A 23491-nucleotide genomic window follows, 5' to 3' on the forward strand; every position below is an offset into this window, starting at 1 on the left:
AACTTTCAATGAAGAATTATAAAAAGATTATTACAAACATTTATAAGGATTTAAAAAGTATTGATGATCCTGGTAAAGTTGCTAATTACATTCCTGAACTTGCAAATGTTGATGAAAATAATTTTGGAATTCATATAAGTACAATAAATAATGAAGGTTTTGGTATTGGAGATGCCAATAAGAAATTTTCAATACAAAGTATTTCTAAAATTTTAACTCTTACACTAGCATACAAACTTATAGGAGAAAATATTTGGAATCGTGTAGATGTAGAACCTTCTGGAAATCCGTTTAATTCTTTATTACAATTAGAAGCAGATTTTGGAAAACCAAGAAACCCATTTATTAATGCAGGAGCCATTGTTGTTTGTGATATTTTAATGAGTCATTTAAAAAACCCTAAAGAAGATTTTTTAACTTTTTGTAGAAACATTTCTAACAATTCTTCTTTAAATTATTCCGAAAAAGTAGCACAATCAGAAAAAAAATCTGGCTTTAGAAATATTGCACTTTGTAACTTTATTAAATCGTTTGGTAACATTAAAAACGATGTTGATGCAGTTTTAGATTTTTATTTTTATACCTGTTCTTTAGAAATGAGTTGTAAAGAATTGTCAGAAATTTTTCTCTATTTAGCAGATGAAACTTATACAAATAACAAAAATGAAAACATTTTAACAACTTCTGAAGCTAAAAGGATTAATGCAATTATGCTTACTTGTGGTTTTTATGACGAATCTGGTGAGTTTGCTTTTAGAGTTGGTTTACCAGGTAAAAGTGGTGTTGGTGGTGGTATTATTGCAGTGCATCCAAATGAATTTTGTATTACTGTTTGGAGCCCAAAATTAAACCCAAAAGGAAACTCTTATAAAGGCATGTTATTTTTAGAAAAATTTACAACAAATACAGAAAACTCTATATTTTAAAAACTATAATTAAGATTATCCTTTATACTTCATTGCTAAATGAACCACTTTTTTAGTTTCAAAAAAGTCTTCTTCAAAATAATTTGGTAAATTATAAATAGTTGCAGAAGTATAAAGTTTTAACTCTTCTGTTAAATCACCTCCTTTTAAGTATAAAATTCCGTTTTTTAAATCGTGGTTTTGTTGTTTCGCAATTTTACCTTTATTCCAACGTACAAAAGTTTCCATTTGAGCTACTGCTCTACTTACAATAAAATCATAAGTATCTTTTACTTCTTCTACTCTACCATGAGTAGTTTTTACGTTTTCTAAACCTAAACCAGCTACAACTTCATTTACAACTTTTATTTTTTTACCAATAGAATCTACTAAATGAAATTGTACTTCTGGAAATAAAATTGCTAACGGAATCCCAGGAAAGCCACCTCCTGTACCAACATCCATTACTTTAGCTCCAGGGTTAAACTGCATAACTTTTGCAATACCTAAAGAATGTAAAACATGACGTAAATACAATTCATCTATATCTTTTCTAGAAACTACGTTTATTTTTAAATTCCAATCTTTATACAATTCTTGTAACTTAGAAAACTGTTCAATTTGAATTTCAGTTAAATCTTTAAAATATTTCTTTATAATTTCCATCAATAAATATATTTGAATTGCAAAAATAGTTATTTGTTTTGGAACAATTCTTAACAAATTCTGACGTTTATCATAAAAAGATATCACAAATTGTATATTTTTGTAGATTATAGATAACACAAATGAAAACAATAAATTTTTCTAGGGTAGATAAGGCTAAGTTCTTTAGAACTCTTAACAAAAGAGTGAATACTTATTTTAAAGATAATAAGTTAAAAAGAACTGGTAACTGGAAATTGTACACTAAAGCAATTATAATGTTTTCGCTTTTTTTAGTACCATTTATTTTGGTATTAACAGTAGCTATGCCTCAATGGACAATGATACTTTTAATGGTTGTTACCGGAATTGGAATGGCTGGTGTTGGTATGAATGTAATGCATGATGCAAATCATGATTCTTTTTCTAAAAGAAAATGGGTAAATAAACTGATGGGAAGCAGTATTTATATTTTAGCTGGTAACGTTTATAACTGGAAAGTACAACACAATGTATTACACCATACTTTTACAAATGTAGAAGGTCATGATGAAGATATTGATGCTGGAAGAATTATTCGTTTTTCTCAACACTCTAAATGGTTTAATATTCATAAATTTCAAAAATATTATTCTATTTTTTTATACGGATTATTAACTATTAATTGGGCAATAACAACAGATGTAAAACAAATGCATCGTTATTTAAAAAGAAAATTGTCTTATGGTAAATTTCCAAATCCAGCTACAGAATGGACTAAATTGGTTATTTCTAAAATAATCTATTATTTTTTATGGATTGCTTTACCAATTTTAGTTTTAGATGTTTCTTGGTGGAAAGTTTTAATTGGCTTTTTTGTAATGCATTATACTGCAGGAATGATTTTAAGTTTGGTTTTTCAATTGGCACATATTGTTCCTAATACAGAGATGCCATTACCAGATAAAGATGGAAATTTAGAACACACTTGGGCAGTCCATCAATTATACACAACCTCTAACTTTGCACCTAGCAACTGGTTGGTAAATTTCTATACTGGTGGGTTAAATCATCAAGTTGAACATCATATTTTTCCACACATTTCTCATGTACATTATAACAAATTAGCTAAAATTGTAAAAGAAACTGCTAAGGAGTTTAATTTACCTTACAACGAATACAATACAATGAGTAAAGCAATTGTAGAGCATTTTAGACATTTAGGAGTTTTAGGACAAAAACCAGAAGTAGCATAAGTAATACAACAACCACAACACAACTAATACAAAAATGAAAAATCCATTATCGGACAGAATTAACAGTTTACCTGTATCACAAACTTTAGCAATGGCTGCTAAAGCAAGAGAATTAAGAGCAGAAGGCAAAGATATTATTGGTTTAAGTTTGGGAGAACCAGATTTTAATACACCAGAATTTATTAAAGACGCTGCTATTGAAGCAATTAACCAAAACTACAATTCATATTCACCTGTAGATGGTTATGCAGATTTAAAAGAAGCTGTTTGTACAAAATTTAAACGTGATAATAATTTAGACTACAAACCAAGTCAAATTGTTGTTTCTACAGGAGCAAAACAATCTATTGCAAACATTGCTCAAGTATTATTAAACCCAGGAGATGAAGTATTATTACCTGCTCCTTATTGGGTTAGTTATTCTGCAATTGCTACTTTATGTGAAGCAACTTATGTAGAAATACCATCTTCTATTGAAACTGATTTTAAAATTACTCCAGAACAATTAGAAGCTGCTATTACTCCTAAAACAAAAATGATTTTCTTTAACTCTCCAAATAACCCTAGTGGAACTATATACAGTGAAGCAGAATATAGAGCTTTGGCTGCAGTTTTAGAAAAACACCCACAGATTTACATCTTATCAGATGAGATTTATGAACACATAAATTACGAGACTAAACCTTTTAGTTTTGCTGCTATTGAAAGCATGTATGATAGAACAATTACAGTTAATGGTTTAGCAAAAGCTTTTGCTATGACTGGTTGGAGAATTGGTTTTATTGGTGCACCAGAATGGATTGCTAAAGCTTGTACAAAAATGCAAGGTCAAGTTACCTCTGGTACAAACTGTATTGCTCAAAGAGCTGCAATTACTGCTTTATTAGCACCTGTTTCTAAAATACAATTTATGGTTGATGAGTTTAAAACTCGTAGAGATATAATTATAGGTTTATTAAGAGAAATTGATGGTTTTAAAGTAAACGTTCCTGAAGGTGCTTTTTATGTATTCCCTGATGTTTCTGAGTTCTTTGGTAAAACTATTGATGGTGTAAAAATTGAAACTGCAAGTGATTTTTCTTTATTTATTTTAGAAAAAGCAAATGTTGCTACAGTTACTGGTGATGCTTTTGGTACACCAAACTGTATTAGAATTTCTTATGCAGCATCAGAATTACAAATAAGAGAAGCTATTAAAAGAATAAAAGAAGCTTTGAGTTAAATTTATTTTCAACTCAGTAAACAATATTAAAAATCTCACAGAATTTCTGTGAGATTTTTTATTTTTACCTCATTAACCAATCTATAAAAGTAGATTTTTCTGTTTTTAATCTTATAAAAATTTATGCTTTCATTTTTACTATCAATCATTAATCCAAATGTTTCTAGTTATTGTTACATCCTTTTTATAGATAACCAAAACTCAGAAGCAATCAATAACTTTATTGTAAATACAGATCCTAGAAGTTTACTTTTAGGCATCTTCATAGGTTTAATGTTGGTGATGGCAATTTATAATTTCTTATTATATTTTTCTTTAAGAGATAAAGCTTATTTGTATTATGTTGGCACTGTAATTTTTGGGCTTTTAACCTCTTTAGCAATTAATAAAATAAGTGGTCAATATTTTTGGCCAAATCAACCAAATTTAGATAAAACTATTTACATCACTTTTGCTGGAATTAGTATGTTTTTTTCCAGTCGATTTGCGGCGATTTTCTTAGAATTAAAAGAACACCATAAACTACTAAACAAATTTATGTGGGTAATTGCCTGCTTAAGTTTATTATTAACTCTTCTTAGTTTTATTCTCACATTAAAACAGATTACTCCATTTGGCAGATGGTTAGTATTATTATCTTTTCCTTCTTATATAATCGTAGCTATTATTGCCTACAGAAAGGGATTAGTAGTTGCAAAGTTTTACTTATTGGCTTGGATACCTTATGTGTTAGGCCTACTAATAAGAACCATGCATGGTGCCAATTGGATACCAACCAATCAACTTGTATTATCATCTATAGAAATTGGTGGAGCTTTAGAAATCATGTTACTTTCTTTTGCTTTGGCATATAGAATTAAAAAAATCCAAAAAGAAAACACATTAATAAGTGTGCAACTACAAGAATATATCTCAAGAGTATTAATTTTAGAAGAAAAAATACAATCTAAAAATTCTCCAGAAGAAAATGTTCTTGAAAAAAAGATTGAAATTATTGCTCAAGAACATAAACTTACTGAAAGAGAAACTGATGTATTTTTGTATTTAGCAAAAGGACTTAACAATCAAAAAATTGCTGATGAATTATTTGTTTCTATAAACACGGTAAAATTTCATACTAGAAATATCTATGAAAAATTAGATATTAAAAAGAGAAATGAAATAAATACAAGAATACTCTATACCTAGTAAATACTTTCTTTTTTACACAAAACTACCTAAAATAGTAGCACTAATTTAAATGCTATTTATTAGAATTGTATTCAATTTAAACTTTAAAAAAATGAAAGAGTTAGAACATTCAGACATACAAATTGGGGATATTTTAATTTTTGAATATCCAGATTTTAATTGGGAGGAAGTAGAAAATATTTGGAAAAATAAAGAGCAGAAATATAAAAATCAGTCAGAAAAACTGAAAGCAATTGGTTGGTATTTAATACATTTTGCAATTGCTTGGTGTGATCCAGGAAAAAACCCAGAAACCTATAAGAATATTTATCATGCAGCAATTTGGGGTAATGTAGATATTTATAGAGCATCTACGTTAGAACAACCGAACTTCCAAGACAGAATAGTTCAAGCTGGTACACGTGGTATAGATCAAGCTAGTCTAAAAGATACAATGAAAGAACCAAGTGTTCAAACCATTTATGTTTGTAGACATATCAATAAAACTAAATTTGATGATTTTGAGACAAAAATCAATACAGTAATTAGAGAGTACTATAACAATACTTCTTTAAAATATTCCTTTGAAACAGCTTGGTTACTGTCTGTTTTATGTTCTTTACGCTACAATACAGGAACTTTATATAAAGTTTTAGTAAAAAAATATGGCTTAACTAAAGCTAGCCTTTTAATCTTATCCATCACAACATTAGTGCAATATTATAGTAAGTTTCACAAAAAAGAGATGATTGCTTGCTCTCCCTTGGTTGCAGATATCTTTATGGATGCTAAAATCCCTTTAGCTATTGACACATTAGTAACAACTAAACCAGAAGATAAATTAACACTAGTTGATTTAGATCTAGTTTCTTGGGACATAAATGAAAAAGATATTAAACTAGAAATGCCTTTTTCTGTAACTAATGATACTGTAGTAACACCAAGACAAATAATGGAATCTCAAAGTGTAGCAATTATTGGATATTTGTCTCATAAAAAATAACTCTTTAATTTTATTATAACAAACCGTAAAACAATTTTAACTATAAAATTATTTTACGGTTTTTTGTTACACTATAATTTCTCTTTTTACTACAAACTAAAATAGTAACTAATATTAGTTACTAAAGCATCTAAAATTTAAAGTTTTTTAAAAAACAAGTTTCATTTACTAAAAAACCAATGAAATAAAGGGTTTGTATATAATAAACTATCTAAAAGGATAGGCTTAACTATCTGAAAAGATGGGCAAATCATTTCAATATCTTCATAAAATTGTACCAGAATTAAAAAGCTATGCATCAAGAAATACATAAAAAATCATTGTTATATACTTTAAAAGAAAATAGGATAAAAGTTAAAACATTTACAAAATACCTCATAGTTTTTTCTATAAGTGTTTGTATCATATTATTATTATTAAGTATAAAGCAAGAAACCCAAACTTATCTTTTTATTACAATTCCAATTGTAATATACATTCTATATGCTTCATACAAAATAGTTTCAATATGGCAAATACATAAAAAGATAAAACAGAAAATAAAATCACTTTAAGAATAAATAAATTTATATGTAATGAAAAAAATAATACTTTTAATAACGTTTTTCTTTAATATTGGGCTAATTTTTTCACAAGTAAACGTTACAAACGATAATGTTGCTGCTACTTATCTTGGAACTCAGACTGGGCAATCTTTTGAAACATCTGTGGATGGAACAATAATAAGTATAGGTGTAACAAATAACTTAGCATGCAACTGTACTTTAAAAATATATGCAGGTGCAACTATTTCCGGAACAGAATTAGTAAGTCAATCTGTCACATTAATTGATAATTATACTTCATCATCAGATTACTCTTATCAAGATTTAATACTTAATACTCCTTTAGCAGTTACTAAAAATACTATTTACACTTTTCAGCTTATAGGATTAACTGAACTAGGTTATTCATATTTAAACCCTTATCAAAATGGTACTATGTTTGTTTTTAGTGAAAGAAGTACAGAAGATGTAGCTTTTATTATTTCGCAAAATCCTTCAAGTCTAATTCCTGTTCTAACAACAAATACAATAGCTAAAAATAAATTTACAAATGTCTCTGCAATAATGGGAGGAAATGTAACTCACAATAATGGCTTAGCAATAATAGAAAGAGGTATACTTTACTCTACTACAGATCCAACCCCAGAGTTTGGAGAAATTAACGTTATTAAAGATACAAACGGAACTATTGGTTTAGGAAGTTTTTCTGAAACTATAAATGGATTATCTGCAAACACAACATATTATTATAGAGCCTATGCCATTAATAGTGAAGGAACAGGGTATGGAAAAGTAAAAAGTTTTACAACTTATAAAGCTTCTCCAACTATTGTTGATTTTGATAATGAAACGTGGAACGATGGTGATACTCATGGTTCTAACACCTATATCTCAAAAGGTTTAAAATTTGTTGTTTCTAATGGCAATTGGGAAAGAGACACTAATCAAGGAGAAAATGGGTCAAACTCACTTAGAGGTGCAACAACAGGAGGTGGAGAAACAATAACTATTACTGCCGAAAATAATACTGATGAATTTGACTTTATTTCTTTTTATTATAATGGATCTGGGGCTTCATACATAGAAAAAATTGAAGCCTTCACTAGCGATGGTGCTATAAGTAATGGTGTAGATGAAACCAATATTTTTTCGGATGGTAGTTATACAATGGACGCTTCAAAATTTACAAATATTGACAAAGTAGTTATAACTAATGTAAATTATTATTATCCTTTTGTAGAATTTTTAGATACATTTATTTTCATAAATAATTTACCTTCAATTATTACTGATAATGCAAATAACATTTCTTTAAATGGTGCAAATTTAGGTGGAAGCAGTATAGATGATAAAGGAAATGCTATCACAGAAAAAGGTATTGTATACTCATTTACAAATACAAATCCTGAAATTGGAAAAACAGGTGTAACAAAAGACACCTATGGCACTGGAAATTTAGATTTCACCAAAAACATTTCTATTTTAAAAAAAGGAACCACTTATTATTATAGAGCATATGTTATTAATAGTAAAGGAACTGCCTATGGAGCTATAAAAAGTTTCACTACTTTAAATGATATCCCAATCGTTTCTACAACAGATGCAACCACAGTAACTGCCAATTCTGCATCATTAGCAGGTAATATTACCAGTCAAGGATACAGTCCAGTCACAGAACGTGGTATTTTATATTCATCTACAGATACAAACCCTAAAATTGGAGATCCTGGAGTAACAAAAAGTACAAATGGAACTGGAGTAGGTATATTTTCTGAAAACATAACAGGTTTAACAAGTCAAACAACTTATTATTACAGAGCCTACGCTACTAATACCCAAGGAACCTCTTATGGAGATGTAAAAGTCATTTTACTAAATAATGCGCTTAATTTTGATGGCACTAATGATAGAATTACCATTGCAGATAATCCTGTTTTTGATTTTAGTTCAGGTTTTACTGCAGAAGCTTGGATAAAACCAGATGTTTTAGGAACACAAACATATTTAAGTCAATATGCAAATAACCAAGAAGCTTTTGCCTTTATACTACTTTCTTCTGGTAAGATAGAATTTACAGTAACTACAGATGGTAGTACAGACCAATACTTTGAATCTTCAACAGCTATTAATGCTGGTACCTGGTCTCATATAGCATTAACTTTTAATGGCTCTGTAATGAATGCATATATTAATGGTATAGCTGCTGGTTCATATAATGTATCAGGTACTATGTTTAGCAGTAGTGCAGATATTGAAATAGGAGCAAGAAATAATGCACACTTTTTTAATGGAGATATAGATGAAGTTAGAATATGGACAAAAGTATTATCAGCTTCAGAAATATTAGCTCAAAAAGATAAAACACTTCCATCAAACACACCAAATCTAGCTGCTTATTACAAAATGAATGAAGGAATAGCAGAAGCAGATAATTCTGGAATTATAACAATTACAGATAGTAGTTCTAACAATTTATCTGGTTCACTTAATGGGTTTGCAAAATCAGGTACCTCTTCAAATTTTGTACAAGGTGTTACAAATACTTTTCAAAACGGAATAATGGCAACTAATACTTTTGCTATAACTGGTAATTGGTCAACAGCAAGTAATTGGAGTTTAGGTGTTGTACCCTCTCAAGTAAACAAAACAATTATCGCTTCTGGTCAAACAGTTACAATAGATGTAGATAATTTAGTTATTGATGATTTTACATTAGAAAACACTGCTACTTTAAATATTCCAAAAGACAAAGAACTTACTATTCAAAACTCATTTTCAACCAATGGTATACTAAATTTAAATTCAGACAAAACTACTAGTGGTGTTTTATTTGTAGAAGGTACTTCTACTGGAAACATTACTTATAAAAGAGGTGGTTTATTAGCTAATAAGTGGAGTATTGTAACTCCTCCTGTTTCTGGACAAACTATAAAAACTTTTGCAGAAAATACAGCTAATGATATTCGTGTTAATCCAACTCCAAATCCAAATAGATATGCAATTGCTTATTATGATGACTCACAAACAGATGGAAACAAATGGATATATTATGATGCAGATGTATCTTCAGTTACAGAATTTATAGCAGGACAGAGCTACTCAATTTCAAGAAGTACTGATGGTGAAGTTAGTTTTACTGGAACTTTAGCTGTTGACGATCTTACAAAAACGTTAATTGATAATAAATGGAATGCTATTGGGAACCCATTTACAACCTATTACCCAGCAAATAAAAATACTTCATCTAGTTTTTTAAATGATAACTTTACTGCTTTAGATGATAACTTTAAAAGCTTGTACTTGTGGGATAATACACAGAATAAATATATTGCGGTTTCTGAAGTAGATGCAACAAGTCGTTCTCTTCCTCCTGGACAAGGATTCTTTGTTTTTATGAAGTCTGGACAAACAGAAATTAAATTCAATGAAAACAAAAGAAGCATAAAACCAGTATCTAGCACATCTACTTTTGAAAAAAATCTATCAACTCCTAGTATAACTTTAAAACTATCAAATAAAAACAACTATGTAACTACTGATATTAAATATTTTAAAAATGCTACTTTAGGTTTAGACCCTGGTTATGATATAGGCAATTTTAACGGAGCTAGTTTAGATGTTTTTACACGTTTAATAAACAACGAAAACAACAATAATTATACAATTCAATCATTACCAAATAATAATTTTGAAAACATAGTAATACCAATTGGAGTAACTGCCAAAAAAGGAGAAATTATTCGTTTTTCTGCAAGCTACAACAACCTACCTTCTAATTTAAATTTATTTCTAGAAGACAAAATTCAAAATAAATTTATCGATTTAACTAACAATAACACAACAGAAGAAATTATAATTGAAAATGATATAAATGCTATTGGTAGATTTTATTTACATACTTCAAATAAAACTTTAAGCACAAATATTAATAATTCTCTTTCTAAAGTTAGCATTTTTAATATTGGTAAAACTATAAAAATAACAAACTTAGATAACTATAATTCGAATCTTCAAATTTTCTCATCCATTGGAAAACAGGTTTTTAAATCTCAATTTAAAAAAACAGGTACAATGGATATAGATTTATCTAATATTTCAATTGGTGTTTATATTGTAAAACTTGAAACCGAAAAAGGAATTTTGAGCAAAACAATTATCTTAAAATAATTTAAATCTGTAGAAAAATGAAAAATAACTCAACACATAAAGAAATATCTCGTAAAGAAGCTATTAAGAAAATTGGTAACTATGGAAAATACACTGCATTATCTGCTTTAGGAATGTATATTTTATTAAATCCTAAAACAGCACAAGCTGCAAGTCCAGAAAGTCCAGGAAACGGATTTTAATTGAAAAAGGGGAAATTTAAAAGTCTCACAGTTTTTCTGTGGGATTTTTTTTACCTAAAAAAGACACCTCATAGCATAAGCTATGAGATATCAAAAAAAAAAAAAAAAAAAAAATGTTTTTATTTTAATTATTTGTTTTCTTAAAGTGAAATGACTTTAAATATTATTAAGAAGAAAATAAAATAATTGCAGCTATAAATAAAGAAACCTGTATTATCGTTCCTGTTTGACTTTCAATTTTTCCATGATGATTTAAAATCATAGATTTAACTCTAGAAACAGATTTAGTCTTTATTAAAACTTTACTATTTTTAATTTCTTGTTTGTATGTAGAAGTTAAAATTCCTCTTTCTTGTACTGGTATTGCTTGTAAATATTTCATGGTTTATGGTTTAGTTGTTTATATATTACAGACGACTCTTTAAAACAAATGTTACAAAACAAAAACCAACTAAACACCTTAAAAACAAACACTTGTAGTGTTTATAGTTTACGACAATGGTATTTTATTTTTTAAAACATCTCGTAATTAAATAAAAACGAGATGTTTTTTAACAAAATTTATTTAACTAATTTTTAATCAACTATAAGTTTTAAAGTTTTATAATTTCTAAAATCATTTCTAATTTTAATGAAATACATTCCTGTTTTTAAGCCATCTCTTTTTAATTGGAACTTATTATTACCTATCATCGTATTTTCTTCAAATTTTCTTACTAAGGCACCTGTTATACTATAAATTTCAATATGAGTGTTTGCATCTGTTTCTGCATAAAAGCTTAATTCTGAACTTATATTTAAAGGATTTGGATTTACAACAACTTCATTCTCTGCAATTACTTCTGTGCCAACACTTAATACTTGCTCTGTAAATTGAATATTTTTTAAATTCATTTCTTTATCTACAACTTTAGTTCCATCTGAAGACATTGTAAATACTAAGTTTAAAGCGTCAGATAAATCCATCTTACCACCAGCTGCTGATGTAAAATGAGCAAAAGGAATTGCATAATGGGTTTCATTTTCATTTAAAGTTATTGTGGTTCTAAATTGATTAGCCCATTCACCAATACCTTCTTTTGCTATTGTAATTTCTAATTCTCCTGTACCACTTGCATCAATTTCAAAAACATCATATTGAGATAAATCTACAGCTGTGTATCTAGGTGTAAAAGATCTAAAAGCAGATACGTATTCGCTAGTTGTAGATTTTAAAGATATATTTCTTTCTACCCTATGACCATTTCCAGAATAAATATCATCATTTTGAGATATTACAAACTCACTAACTGTTGTACCTTTTGGAGAATCATCTTTCCCCCAAACTCCATCAGACATAAATATATCATCTGGTGTTAAATTGTATTCGTTTTCAATTCTAAATCCTATATCAAAAATATTTCCAGTATCTATAATTAAATTCTCAATATAAGTTCCTTGTAAAGCTATTGACTCATTAAAATACTCTGTTTGCGAAGTTTCTGTTCTTTTAAAACCAGCATCTACAACAATACTTTTGCTTCTTCTAATATTTATTAATTGTAATTCTAATGCCCCGTTTTTATACTCACCTTTTTTAACAAATAATGGTGGAGGACTTGATGTACTATATTCTGATATAGGTTTTTGTGCTTCAAATAATTCTAACGTTTCTGTTGCTAAACTATATAAATCATCTACAGAATCTGCCCAAATTTGGAAATTATAATAAGTTACATCCTTTTCATATTTATCAATATTCCAGTGACTATCAATTTCAAAATTTTGCTCGTTATTAATTAATCTACCAGAAAAACTAAGAACAAACTCAATATTACCATTTGTGTTTTTTATGATTGATCTTATAAACTTAACATCTTCAAAAACTTCATCATCTACTAACTCTATAGTAGAAACAGACTGTAATTCTGCTCCTAATAATCTGTCGCAAATAAACTTAGTATGTTCATAAACTCCATTTTCTGTTTTAGTTGCAAGTATTACAGCAACTGTTTGATTATCTTTTACATAATCTACTGAGTAAAGTTCTGTTGCATTTGTTAAATCTATTAAATCTGTAGGTGAAGATTCTACTGCAGTGGTTCCTGTAATTGCATCTAAAGGAATTAAATCTGTTAAACTAAAACCTGCAGCATTTGTAGATTTTTTCTTATAACTTTCTGTTTTTACTATTTTTTTAGCTTTTGTTTTATCAAAATTAAAGTTTGTTTTTTTTCTTAAATAATTTCTTAAATTTATTTTTTCTGAAAGACGATCGTTACTTTCTAAACCACCATCACTACCACTAGAAACCTCATGAACAATTATTACAGGACAAGCTGCTACACCTGAACAAGCAGGATCTTCACAATCTGTTAAACCATCACCATCATCATCAATACCATTAATACAATCTTCTTGAGGAACTGGAGCTGTAGGACATCTTGCACCATCATTAGAACTACTAGAAGGACCAAATGCAAACAGATTAGATTCCATAGAATCTCCAACATTTAAACCTTGAACATTTTTAATCATATAAACAGTACCTGTTTGATTAGCAGAAACATAAAAACGTCCTGATGCATCAAAATATACTGCTCCATAAGTATAACTTAAACCCGATAAAATTGGTACTTCTCCTAAATCTGTAATTTCATACGTTTCAGAATCAATTCTATATAATTTATTTGATGATCTTTCTACTGTATATAAATTTCCATCTACTGCATTAAAAGCCCAATCATGAATATTTAAATTCTTTGATAATATTTCTTCACTTATTAATTGTGTATAAGTTGGAGAATTTGGGTTTAAATCAATTTTGTAAAAAGTTGTTGAACTACCTGCTTTAACATAATAAATACCATCTACACTTATATCTCCAACATATCTATTTGTTGTTGATAATTCATCAATCGTAAATTTTTCTACATTAAAGTTTTTACCAATTCTAACTATATCTTTACTAGATCTTAAAGACCCCCAAATGTAACCATCAGCAGAGTTGTATCCTGTAGCGTTAATATAATCTTCAGTTATATTTTCTGCTACTAAATAAGAACTACCTGAAGCTAAATCTAAAGCGTAAACATCGTTTTTTTGAAATAAATACGCATTGTAATCGCATTCAAAAGGTTCTTGAGCGTAGCCAAAAAAGCCTAATAATATTATTAATGTAAATAATGTTTTTTTTCCTGTTGAGTGTAGAATTGTTTTCATTTTTGTACTTTTTATTATAAAAGTAGCTTTAAATAGACTTAAAATATGCTTAGGAAAGATTATTTACTTAAAAGTTTCGATAAATGGTATTATTAATATAGCTAAGTTGTTTTCTTGTGTTTATTGCAAAAAAAATCACACCTAAAAGATGTGATTTTTTTATAAATATTTAATTAATTTTTAATCTACATTATCGTGCAAAAAAGAATTATTAGATTTTAAAATAATTTCATCTGTATCTTTATTCATAGATGTCTTATTATTACTAATAGATGCATTAGTATCTAAATCTACCCCTAATCTTTTATAAGCTGGTTGACGTTCTATTTCATCTATATTCTTATTCATTTGGTCATTAAACTTATAGTTAAAACCTTTCATTTTTTTACGACGTTCTTCTGCTCTTTTTTGTAGTTCTGTAATTGTTAAATCTAAAGGAGAAACTTCTTCGCTTTGAATTTGTGTTTGATTAACATCTACTGATGGAGATTTTGTTTTTAATTCAAACTTAATTTCTTCTTCTTCAACTTTGTTTTCAATCTTTTTTTCTACAAAAGCAGAACTTTTACCAATTGTTGGTTGCGCATCAAAATCTTCTAAAACATAACGAGTTTCAACTTCTTTTCTTTCAAAAACAATTTCTTCTGCATCAAAAACTTCAATTTCGTTAACATTTACTTGAGTTTCTTCTTGTAAAGAAAAACGAATTTCTTCATCTGCTTTAATATCGTTTGTAGAATTTAAAGGCATATCAAACAATGATTCAAATTGAGTAGGTTTTACTTCTTCAATTACCTTTTCTTCTATAACTGGAGTTACATCTGTAATTACAAAATCGTCTTCAGTTATATTTTCAACTTCTACATTATCAAAAATAACATTTGTATTTGTTACTTCTTCATTCGATTTTAAAGTATCTGTTTTTGGCACTACAACTTCCTCTTCTTCTAAAACATGAACTATTTTTTGTTCTGTTTTATTAGTTAAAGGTTCTTCTAAAGTAGGTGATTTCGTAATTTTTTTCTCACTAAAATCATAAGTAGCTTTTTGTTCATCTTCTAATGTATGAACCACTTTTTTTACCTCTGTATTTGTAATGGTATTTTGTTGATCTGCAGCAAAACCTGTAGCAACAATAGTTACAGCAATTGCCTCTCCTAATTCTTCATCTTCACCAATACCCATTATAATATTAGCATCGTAACCAGCTTCATCTTGGATATAATCGTTAATTTCTCCAATTTCATCTAACGTAACTTCATTAGTACCAGATACAATTAATAACAATACATTTTTAGCACCTGTAATTTTATTATCATTTAATAAAGGAGAATCTAATGCTTTTACAATAGCATTTTTAGCTCTTGTTTGACCTTCTTCTTTTGCAGAACCCATAATTGCAGTTCCACTATTAGAAAGTACAGTTTTAGCATCATGTAAATCTATATTCTGTTTATAGTGATGTGTAATAACTTCTGCAATTCCACGAGAAGCAGTAGATAAAACTTCATCTGCTTTAGAAAAACCTGCTTTAAAACCAAGGTTTCCATAAACTTCACGTAGTTTATTATTATTAATAACAATTAAAGAATCTACATTTTGGCGCAGTTGATCGATTCCTGTTTGAGCTTGTTTAGAACGTCTTCTACCCTCAAATGCAAATGGCATAGTTACAATACCCACAGTTAGGATATCCATATCTTTAGCAATTTTAGCAATAATTGGGGCAGCTCCAGTTCCTGTACCACCTCCCATACCAGCAGTAATAAATACCATTTTTGTTTGGGTATTTAACATTTGCTGAATTTCTTGCATACTTTCTTTAGCTGCTTGTGCTCCAACTTCTGGATTTGCTCCAGCTCCTAAACCAGCAGTTAAGTTTGCTCCTAATTGAATTTTATTAGGAACAGGACTGTTTTCTAAAGCTTGTGCATCTGTATTACAGATTACAAAATCTACTCCTTTAATATTTTGCGTAAACATGTGGTTTACTGCATTGCTTCCACCACCACCAACACCAATTACTTTAATGGTATTAGATTGTGTTTTTGGCATGTCAAATGAAATGTTATCAAATTCTGCGCTCATAATAACCTATCTATTGTTTATTTTAATTTTAAATTTTTTGTTCTCTTTTATCAACTTTATTCTGCGTTGTCTAAAAAGTCTTTTAAACCTTCTGTAAACTTTTCAAAAAACGACTTCTTTTTTGGTACTGGCTTTGCTTCTGGAATTGGCTCTACCTCTTCTTTAATAGAATCTTCTGGTTTTTCTTCTATAATTTCTTCTTCAACCTCTTCTACTTCTTCTTCTTTAAACCCTTTTTCTAACCCTTCCATTAACAAACCAACTGCTGTTGCATAAGATGGACTTGATAAAGTTTCATCTGAATCTCCTGCTAAATGCTCATTAGGAAAACCAATTCTTGCATCCATACCTGTAATATACTCTACTAATTGGCGAAGATGTTTTAATTGAGATCCACCACCAGTTAACACAATACCTGCAATTAATTTTCCTTTTGCAGTTTCATGTCCATAATTTTTTATTTCTAAATACACATGTTCTATTATTTCTTGAACTCTTGCGTGTATTATTTTAGATAAATTTTTTAATGTTATTTCTTTTGGTTCTCTACCTCTTAATCCAGGAATAGAAACTATTTCTGTTTCTTTATTTTCTCCAGGCCATGCAGAACCAAATTTTACTTTTAAAAGTTCGGCTTGTTTTTCTATAATTGAACAACCTTCTTTTATATCATCAGTAATTACATTTCCTCCAAAAGGAATTACTGCAGTATGTCTAATTATTCCGTCTTTAAAAATTGCCAAATCAGTTGTTCCTCCACCTATATCAATTAAAGCAACTCCTGCTTCTTTTTCTTCTTGACTTAAAACAGCAGAAGCTGATGCTAAAGGCTCTAATGTAATTTCATTTAAACCTAAACCAGCACTTTTTACACAACGTCCAATATTTCTAATAGATGAAACCTGACCAACTACAACATGAAAATTAGCTTCTAAACGCCCACCATACATACCAATTGGTTCTTTAATATCTGCTTGAGAATCTACTTTAAATTCTTGCGGTAAAACATGAATTATTTCTTCTCCAGGAAGCATAACCAATTTATGAACTTGATTTACTAAATCTTCAATATCATTTTCATCAATAACTTCATCAGCATTATTTCTTGTGATATAATCACTATGATGTAAACTACGAATATGTTGACCAGCAATACCTACAACAACTTCTTCTATTTTAACTCCAGAAACACTTTCTGCTTCATCTACAGCTTGTTGAATAGATTGTATAGTTTGTGTAATATTACTTACAACACCACGTTTTACTCCTAAACTTTTGGCTTTTCCAATACCAACAACCTCAATCTTATCGTATTCATTTTTACGACCAATCATGGCAACAATTTTGGTTGTACCAATATCTAAACCAACTGCTATTTTATTGTTTTCCATTTTAGATTTATTTAGTGCACACAACTTGGTTGTGATATTTTACATTAATCAATTTATAATTCTGAATCGTTTTATCTTCAAATGTTTTATTATAAAACGCTTTTAACTTCTTAAATTTTATATCCATTTTAGATAATTTTCCAAAATCTATTTTATAATCTCCACTTCTTACAGAAATTTGATATTCTTGATTCTCAAATTTGGTTATTCCTACCACCTCTTTTTTTAAAAAATCATCTTCTAAAATAAACGAAATTAGAGGTAAAACTTCTTCTACTTCTGCATCCTTTTTTATGCCTGAAACCAACATAACTCTTGCTGAAAAATTAGTAGACAAAGGAACTTTTACTCCCTGCTTATCAACATAATAAGAACTATTTTCTTTTATAATTCTTGCAACAGGTGTACGCTGTTTTATAATTGATTTTAATGTACCAGCAATTGTTAAAAAAACAGATGCTTTTTCAACATATGGATTTTTAGACATGGTTCTTTCCAAACTGTATAAATTTATTACAGATTTTGCTTGGTTTTTCACACTTGTTCCATTTTGTATTAACAATTTATTAACCATAGAATGAGTTAAAAAATTATTATCTCCTGCTTCAAATTCTACTTCTACTTTGGCTACCTTTTTATTTAAATTTCTTTTAATTGAAAAACTTGACAAAAAGCCCAAACCTACTATTAACAATAGGAAAACAACATATTTTAAAAACCTTTTAAACTTCATTTTTCATAGTTTTTAAAAGTTCTTTAGTTACCTCATTTACCATAACCCCAACATCTCCTGCACCTAGCATTGTTAACACTTTTGCTGAAGAATTTTTAATATCTTTTACCAAATCATTTTTTTGTGTCATTTTTTTCTGCTTACAGTCTATCTTACTCAATAGCCAATCAGAATCAACTCCAGCTATTGGAAGTTCTCTAGCAGGATATATATCTAACAACAACACTTCATCAAACTTAGATAAAGCTTCAGCAAAATCATCAATAAAATCTCTTGTTCTAGAAAATAAATGAGGCTGAAAAACAACCAAAACTTTTTCTTCTGGATACATTTCTCTAACAGAATTTTGTACTGCATTTATTTCTGTAGGATGATGTGCATAATCATCAATTAAAACAAAATCTTCTGTTTTTATTTTATACGAAAATCTACGTTTTACACCTTTAAAAGTTGCCAAACTTTGTTTAATATTTTCTAATGAAACTCCATAAACATTTGCCATTGCTAATGCAGCCAAAGCATTCATAACATTGTGTTGTCCTGGTAAATTAAATTCAATATTTTTTATTTCTGACGAGGGTGTTTTAACATCAAAAATATATTTTCCGTTTTTTATTTTTAAATTGAATGCTTTATAATCTGCTTCTTCATCTATTGCATAAGTTAAACCATTTAAAGGCACCCCTTTTGCTACAATAAGCGTTTCTGATACCTTGTTTGCAAATTCTCTAAACGATTCTTGCAAAGCTTCTGGTTTTTCATAAATATCTAAATGATCTGTATCCATAGAAGTTACACATGCAATATTAGGACTCAACCTAAGAAAAGACCTATCAAATTCATCTGCCTCTACAACACTAACTTTATCTTCTCCTAAAATTAAATTCGAATTATAATTCTCTGCAATTCCTCCTAAAAAAGACGTTGCTTTTACCTGAGCCATAATATGACCTAAAATTGAAGAAGTTGTTGTTTTACCATGAGTACCTGCAACACCTAAACAAAATGTAGTTTCAGTAATTTTACCTAAAATTTCTGACCTTTTTAAAACTGTAAAATTATGATCTAAAAAATAATTTAATTCTACGTGATTTTTAGGAATTGCTGGTGTATAAACAACTAATGTTTTTTCTTTATTTAAAAATGAAATTGGGATACTTTTTAAACTGTCTTCAAAATGAATTTCTACTCCTAAGCCTTCTAACTCAGCTGTAATTTGAGAAGGAGTTTTATCATAACCTGCCACACTTTTTCCATTAGCTGCAAAGTAACGAGCTATTGCACTCATTCCTATGCCTCCAATTCCGACAAAATAGACGTTATGTATAGTATTTAAATTCACTTTTTTAATAATTTTTCAACTTCATTAACAATATCTGTTGTTGCTCCTGGCAATGCTAATTCATTAATATTTTCTGATAAATGTTCTTGTTTCCCTTTGTCTTTTAACAAGGTTTCAAATATTATTGGAAAAGTTTCTAACTCACTTTCTTTTAACAATATTGCACCATGTTTATCTGCAATTGATTTTGCATTTTTTGTTTGATGATCTTCTGCCACATTTGGAGAAGGTATAAAAATTACTGGCTTACCAACTATACATAATTCTGAAACCGAACTAGCTCCTGCTCTAGATATTATAATATCTGAAGCAGCGTAAGTTAAATCCATTCTATTTAAAAACTGATGTACTTGTATGTTTTCTAATTCGTTGTGTTTTTTATATTCTTCAAAATACAGCTTACCACATTGCCAAATAACTTGTACTTCTTGATTTTTAAAAAATTCTAAGTTTTCTTCTACTAATTGATTTATTTTTCGCGCACCTAAACTTCCTCCTAAAACTAAAATTGTTTGTTTAGTTTTATCTACCTTAAAAAACGATTTACCTTCTTCTATTTTAGTATGAACAGACAATAAATCTTGACGAACAGGATTTCCTGTTTTCACAATTTTATCAGCTGGAAAAAATCTATCTAAATTATCATAAGCAACACAAATTTTATTTGCTTTTTTACTCAACAATTTATTAGTAATTCCTGGATAAGAATTTTGTTCTTGTATTAAAGTTGGTATCCCTTTAGAATTGGCCACAATTAGAGTTGGTCCACTTGCAAAACCTCCTGTACCAATAGCTACATCTGGTTTAAATTTTCTAATAATTTTAGACGCATTTCTTAAACTACTCAACATTTTAAAAGGAAATGATAAATTATCTACAGTTAATTTTCTTTGAATTCCAGAAATCCATAATCCTTTAATTTCATATCCCGCTTGCGGAACTTTTTCCATTTCCATTTTATCTTTTGCTCCTACAAATAAGAAATTAGCATCTGGATAACGCAATTTTATTTCATTTGCAATTGCAATTGCAGGATAGATATGTCCTCCTGTTCCTCCACCAGAAATTAATATGTTAATCGATTGTTTCATGTAGTATGTCTAATGGGTTATCATCTAAAATATCTTCTTCTGTTTCTTCTTTTGAAGCACTTACACTAAGAATCATACCTAATGCAAAACACGTCATCCAAATAGAAGTACCTCCACTACTAATTAGTGGTAACGTTTGACCTGTAACTGGAAATAAATTTGTTGCTACAGCCATATTTATTGTTGCCTGAAAAATAATTGGAATACCTACACCAAGCACCAATAAAGTTCCGAAAATTGTTGTTGTCTTTTTTATCACAACAAAAATTCTAAATAATAAAATAAAATATATTGAGACTACTAAAAAACCTCCTATCAACCCATATTCTTCTACTATGATTGCAAAAATAAAATCGGACGTAGATTGTGGTAAAAAATTCTTTTGTACACTTTTTCCTGGACCTAAACCAATTGTTCCTCCTGTAGCTATAGCAATTTTTGCTTTTTCAACTTGATATGCTTCTTTACCTTGTTTGTCAGAAAAACTTTCAATTCTACTTTGCCAAGTCTGAACTCTATTAGGCATTGCATCTGGAAAAGCTTTGGCTATAAGAATAAAAAAGGAAAGAGCAACAACACCTGCTCCTAAAATAAAACCTATATATTTTAATGGATATCCTCCAATAAAAGCAACCATTAAAATCATCACAAAAATAATAGCTGTTGTAGAAAAGTTTGCTGGTAAAATTAACATTAAAACAACTGAAACTGGCAACCATAATTGCCATAAACTCTCTTTAAAGTTAATTATCTTTTCTTTGTTTTTAGCCAAATACCTAGCAACATAAACCATTAAAACCAAGCCTGCTAATGTAGATGTTTGAAACCCTACTCCTCCAATTCTAATCCATCTACTTGCATTGGCTCCTCCAATTGTTGTTCCTTGAGCTAAAGTAAAAATCAACAAAACAATAACTACTGGTAACATTAAAACAGAACCTCCAGAAAAATATCTATAAGGAATTTTATGAACACCATAAATTATAGCAAAACCCATAATTAATAAAACAATATGTTTGACCAAATGCCCTAAAGTAGAACCATTACCAACAACATAAACCAAATTTGTACTTGCACTATACACTGGCATAAATGAGAATATTGCTAAAATTGCAACTATTGCCCAAATGGTTTTATCTCCTTTAATATGTTGAAAAATGGTTTTCATTACTAGATTTACAAATACCTAGATTACTAGGTTTTTAGATTCATTACTTTTGTATTCTTTAATTTTGTTAAAGATTTCTTACCGCTTTTTTAAATTTTCTACCTCTATCTTCATAGTTTTCAAACAAATCAAAACTTGCACAAGCTGGAGACAACAATACTGTTTCTCCTCTTTCTGCTAGCTTATGAGAAACCTTAACTGCTTCTTCTGCACCTGCTGTTTCAACTATAATATCAACCACATTACCAAACGTATTCTTAATTTTATCGTTATCTAAACCTAAACAAACTATAGCCTTAACTTTTTCTCTTACAAGTGGTAATAAATCATTATAATCATTCCCTTTATCAACACCACCTACAATCCAAATTGTAGTTTTATCCATACACTCTAATGCGTAAAATGTAGCATTTACATTTGTTGCTTTAGAATCGTTAATATATTCAACTCCTCTTACCTTTAATACATTTTCTAAACGATGTTCTGCACCTTCAAAGTTTTCTAAACTTTCTAAAATAGTTTGTTTTCTAACTTTTAAAAGTTGAGCAGCCATTGTTGCTGCCATAGCGTTTTTAGTATTGTGTTTTCCTTTAATTGACAAAGTTGATAATGGCATAGTAAGTTTATCTTTATTAATGTTGATTATAATATTGTTGTTTTCTAAAAAGGCTCCGAATTTTAATTTTCTTTCTATTGAAAACGGAACTAATTTTGCTTCTGTTTTATTATTTTTTAACCAATTATTGATTGCTTCATCATCTGCATCATAAATTAAATAATCGGTTGCTTTTTGATTTTTTGTTATTCTAAATTTCGATTCTATGTAATTATTAAAATCATAATCATATCTATCTAAATGATCTGGTGTTATATTGGTTAAAATTGCAATATGACTATTGAATTTTTCAACTCCATCTAACTGAAAACTACTTAACTCTAACACATAGTTTTCAAAATTTTGTTCTGCAACTTGTTGCGCAAAACTATCTCCTATATTTCCTGCTACACCAACATTAAAATTTGCACTTTTTAAAATATGATGCATTAATAATGTTGTTGTTGTTTTACCATTAGAACCAGTAATTCCTACAATAGTTGCATTGGTAAATTGTGCTGCAAACTCTATTTCTGAAATAACAGGAACTGAATTTTCTTTCAACTTTTTTACTAAAGCTACTTTATCTGGAATTCCAGGGCTTTTCATAACAACATCTGCATTTATAATTTTGCTTTCTGTATGTTGTTTCTCTTCGAAAGAGATTTCATTATTTACAAGAACTTCTTTATATTTTGTAGCAATCTCTCCTTTATCAGATACAAAAACTTCATATCCTTTTTGCTTTCCTAAAAGTGCAGTACCCACACCACTTTCTCCTCCACCAAGAATTACTAACCTTTTCAAT

Annotated in this window: 17 protein-coding genes; 7 read left to right on the plus strand and 10 right to left on the minus strand. The window is 28.8% G+C overall.

From position 1 onward, the window contains the following. Positions 1–8 precede the first annotated feature (8 nt). Entirely contained in the window at positions 9–926 is a 918-nt protein-coding gene (locus tag MPF13_RS07720) for a glutaminase (protein ID WP_249981795.1), read from the plus strand. 15 nt (positions 927–941) lie between these two features. Here the strand turns inward: MPF13_RS07720 and rsmG are convergent, their stop codons facing one another. Beyond that, on the minus strand, positions 942–1571 hold the full coding sequence (gene rsmG / locus MPF13_RS07725) for a 16S rRNA (guanine(527)-N(7))-methyltransferase RsmG (RefSeq protein WP_249982322.1): 630 nt from the start codon (positions 1569–1571) through the stop codon (positions 942–944). 122 nt (positions 1572–1693) lie between these two features. Here rsmG and MPF13_RS07730 point away from each other — a divergent pair, with 122 nt between their 5' ends. The 6 genes from MPF13_RS07730 (at position 1694) to MPF13_RS07755 (ending at position 11074) form a co-directional block, all read left to right on the plus strand. Then, a complete protein-coding gene (locus MPF13_RS07730; RefSeq protein WP_249981796.1) occupies positions 1694–2785 on the plus strand; it encodes a fatty acid desaturase family protein in 1092 nt (363 codons plus the stop codon). Positions 2786–2819: 34 nt separating this feature from the next. Further along, positions 2820–4007: a pyridoxal phosphate-dependent aminotransferase gene (locus MPF13_RS07735; protein ID WP_249981797.1), complete on the plus strand. Its 1188-nt coding sequence runs from the start codon at positions 2820–2822 to the stop codon at positions 4005–4007. A 123-nt stretch (positions 4008–4130) separates the two neighbouring features. Next, entirely contained in the window at positions 4131–5195 is a 1065-nt protein-coding gene (locus MPF13_RS07740; protein ID WP_249981798.1) for a 7TM diverse intracellular signaling domain-containing protein, read from the plus strand. Between the two features lie 94 nt (positions 5196–5289). Continuing rightward, positions 5290–6180, plus strand: coding sequence for a hypothetical protein (locus MPF13_RS07745; RefSeq protein WP_249981800.1), 891 nt, complete (start codon positions 5290–5292; stop codon positions 6178–6180). 575 nt (positions 6181–6755) lie between these two features. Next, the gene (locus tag MPF13_RS07750) at positions 6756–10892 is read left to right on the plus strand and encodes a LamG-like jellyroll fold domain-containing protein (RefSeq protein WP_249981801.1); all 4137 of its coding nucleotides are present in this window, start codon (positions 6756–6758) and stop codon (positions 10890–10892) included. 17 nt (positions 10893–10909) lie between these two features. Continuing rightward, positions 10910–11074, plus strand: a complete 165-nt coding sequence (locus tag MPF13_RS07755; protein WP_249981802.1) for a hypothetical protein — start codon at positions 10910–10912, stop codon at positions 11072–11074. Between the two features lie 166 nt (positions 11075–11240). Here the strand turns inward: MPF13_RS07755 and MPF13_RS07760 are convergent, their stop codons facing one another. From MPF13_RS07760 to murD, 9 genes are all read right to left on the minus strand, one after another. Continuing rightward, complete coding sequence (locus MPF13_RS07760; protein ID WP_249981804.1) at positions 11241–11456, minus strand: hypothetical protein; 216 nt, start codon at positions 11454–11456, stop codon at positions 11241–11243. A 194-nt stretch (positions 11457–11650) separates the two neighbouring features. Further along, positions 11651–14275, minus strand: coding sequence for a DUF6923 family protein (locus MPF13_RS07765; protein WP_249981805.1), 2625 nt, complete (start codon positions 14273–14275; stop codon positions 11651–11653). Positions 14276–14455: 180 nt separating this feature from the next. Continuing rightward, positions 14456–16363 carry a cell division protein FtsZ gene (gene ftsZ / locus MPF13_RS07770; RefSeq protein ID WP_249981806.1) on the minus strand — a complete coding sequence of 636 codons (1908 nt, stop codon included), beginning with the start codon at positions 16361–16363 and terminating at the stop codon, positions 14456–14458. Positions 16364–16419: 56 nt separating this feature from the next. Beyond that, positions 16420–17754: a cell division protein FtsA gene (gene ftsA, locus MPF13_RS07775; protein WP_249981807.1), complete on the minus strand. Its 1335-nt coding sequence runs from the start codon at positions 17752–17754 to the stop codon at positions 16420–16422. 7 nt (positions 17755–17761) lie between these two features. Next, on the minus strand, positions 17762–18487 hold the full coding sequence (locus MPF13_RS07780; RefSeq protein ID WP_249981809.1) for a cell division protein FtsQ/DivIB: 726 nt from the start codon (positions 18485–18487) through the stop codon (positions 17762–17764). Next, positions 18477–19829: a UDP-N-acetylmuramate--L-alanine ligase gene (murC, locus tag MPF13_RS07785; protein WP_249981811.1), complete on the minus strand. Its 1353-nt coding sequence runs from the start codon at positions 19827–19829 to the stop codon at positions 18477–18479. The genes MPF13_RS07780 and murC overlap by 11 nt, the downstream gene beginning before the upstream one ends. Then, positions 19826–20920 carry an undecaprenyldiphospho-muramoylpentapeptide beta-N-acetylglucosaminyltransferase gene (gene murG / locus MPF13_RS07790; protein ID WP_249981812.1) on the minus strand — a complete coding sequence of 365 codons (1095 nt, stop codon included), beginning with the start codon at positions 20918–20920 and terminating at the stop codon, positions 19826–19828. The genes murC and murG overlap by 4 nt, the downstream gene beginning before the upstream one ends. Then, the gene (locus MPF13_RS07795; RefSeq protein ID WP_249981814.1) at positions 20904–22088 is read right to left on the minus strand and encodes an FtsW/RodA/SpoVE family cell cycle protein; all 1185 of its coding nucleotides are present in this window, start codon (positions 22086–22088) and stop codon (positions 20904–20906) included. Before MPF13_RS07795 ends, murG begins: the two co-directional genes overlap by 17 nt. A 67-nt stretch (positions 22089–22155) precedes the next feature. Beyond that, positions 22156–23490: a UDP-N-acetylmuramoyl-L-alanine--D-glutamate ligase gene (gene murD, locus MPF13_RS07800; RefSeq protein WP_249981815.1), complete on the minus strand. Its 1335-nt coding sequence runs from the start codon at positions 23488–23490 to the stop codon at positions 22156–22158. Position 23491 lies beyond the last annotated feature (1 nt).

It is taken from the genome of Polaribacter sp. Z022, from assembly GCF_023555495.1.
Lineage (GTDB): Bacteria > Bacteroidota > Bacteroidia > Flavobacteriales > Flavobacteriaceae > Polaribacter.

Coding starts and splice junctions, on each gene's coding strand:
- MPF13_RS07720 (WP_249981795.1), top strand. CDS start 9: ATGAAGAATTATAAAAAGATTATTACAAACATTTATAAGGATTTAAAA.
- rsmG (WP_249982322.1), bottom strand. CDS start 1,571: ATGGAAATTATAAAGAAATATTTTAAAGATTTAACTGAAATTCAAATT.
- MPF13_RS07730 (WP_249981796.1), top strand. CDS start 1,694: ATGAAAACAATAAATTTTTCTAGGGTAGATAAGGCTAAGTTCTTTAGA.
- MPF13_RS07735 (WP_249981797.1), top strand. CDS start 2,820: ATGAAAAATCCATTATCGGACAGAATTAACAGTTTACCTGTATCACAA.
- MPF13_RS07740 (WP_249981798.1), top strand. CDS start 4,131: ATGCTTTCATTTTTACTATCAATCATTAATCCAAATGTTTCTAGTTAT.
- MPF13_RS07745 (WP_249981800.1), top strand. CDS start 5,290: ATGAAAGAGTTAGAACATTCAGACATACAAATTGGGGATATTTTAATT.
- MPF13_RS07750 (WP_249981801.1), top strand. CDS start 6,756: ATGAAAAAAATAATACTTTTAATAACGTTTTTCTTTAATATTGGGCTA.
- MPF13_RS07755 (WP_249981802.1), top strand. CDS start 10,910: ATGAAAAATAACTCAACACATAAAGAAATATCTCGTAAAGAAGCTATT.
- MPF13_RS07760 (WP_249981804.1), bottom strand. CDS start 11,456: ATGAAATATTTACAAGCAATACCAGTACAAGAAAGAGGAATTTTAACT.
- MPF13_RS07765 (WP_249981805.1), bottom strand. CDS start 14,275: ATGAAAACAATTCTACACTCAACAGGAAAAAAAACATTATTTACATTA.
- ftsZ (WP_249981806.1), bottom strand. CDS start 16,363: ATGAGCGCAGAATTTGATAACATTTCATTTGACATGCCAAAAACACAA.
- ftsA (WP_249981807.1), bottom strand. CDS start 17,754: ATGGAAAACAATAAAATAGCAGTTGGTTTAGATATTGGTACAACCAAA.
- MPF13_RS07780 (WP_249981809.1), bottom strand. CDS start 18,487: ATGAAGTTTAAAAGGTTTTTAAAATATGTTGTTTTCCTATTGTTAATA.
- murG (WP_249981812.1), bottom strand. CDS start 20,920: ATGAAACAATCGATTAACATATTAATTTCTGGTGGAGGAACAGGAGGA.
- MPF13_RS07795 (WP_249981814.1), bottom strand. CDS start 22,088: ATGAAAACCATTTTTCAACATATTAAAGGAGATAAAACCATTTGGGCA.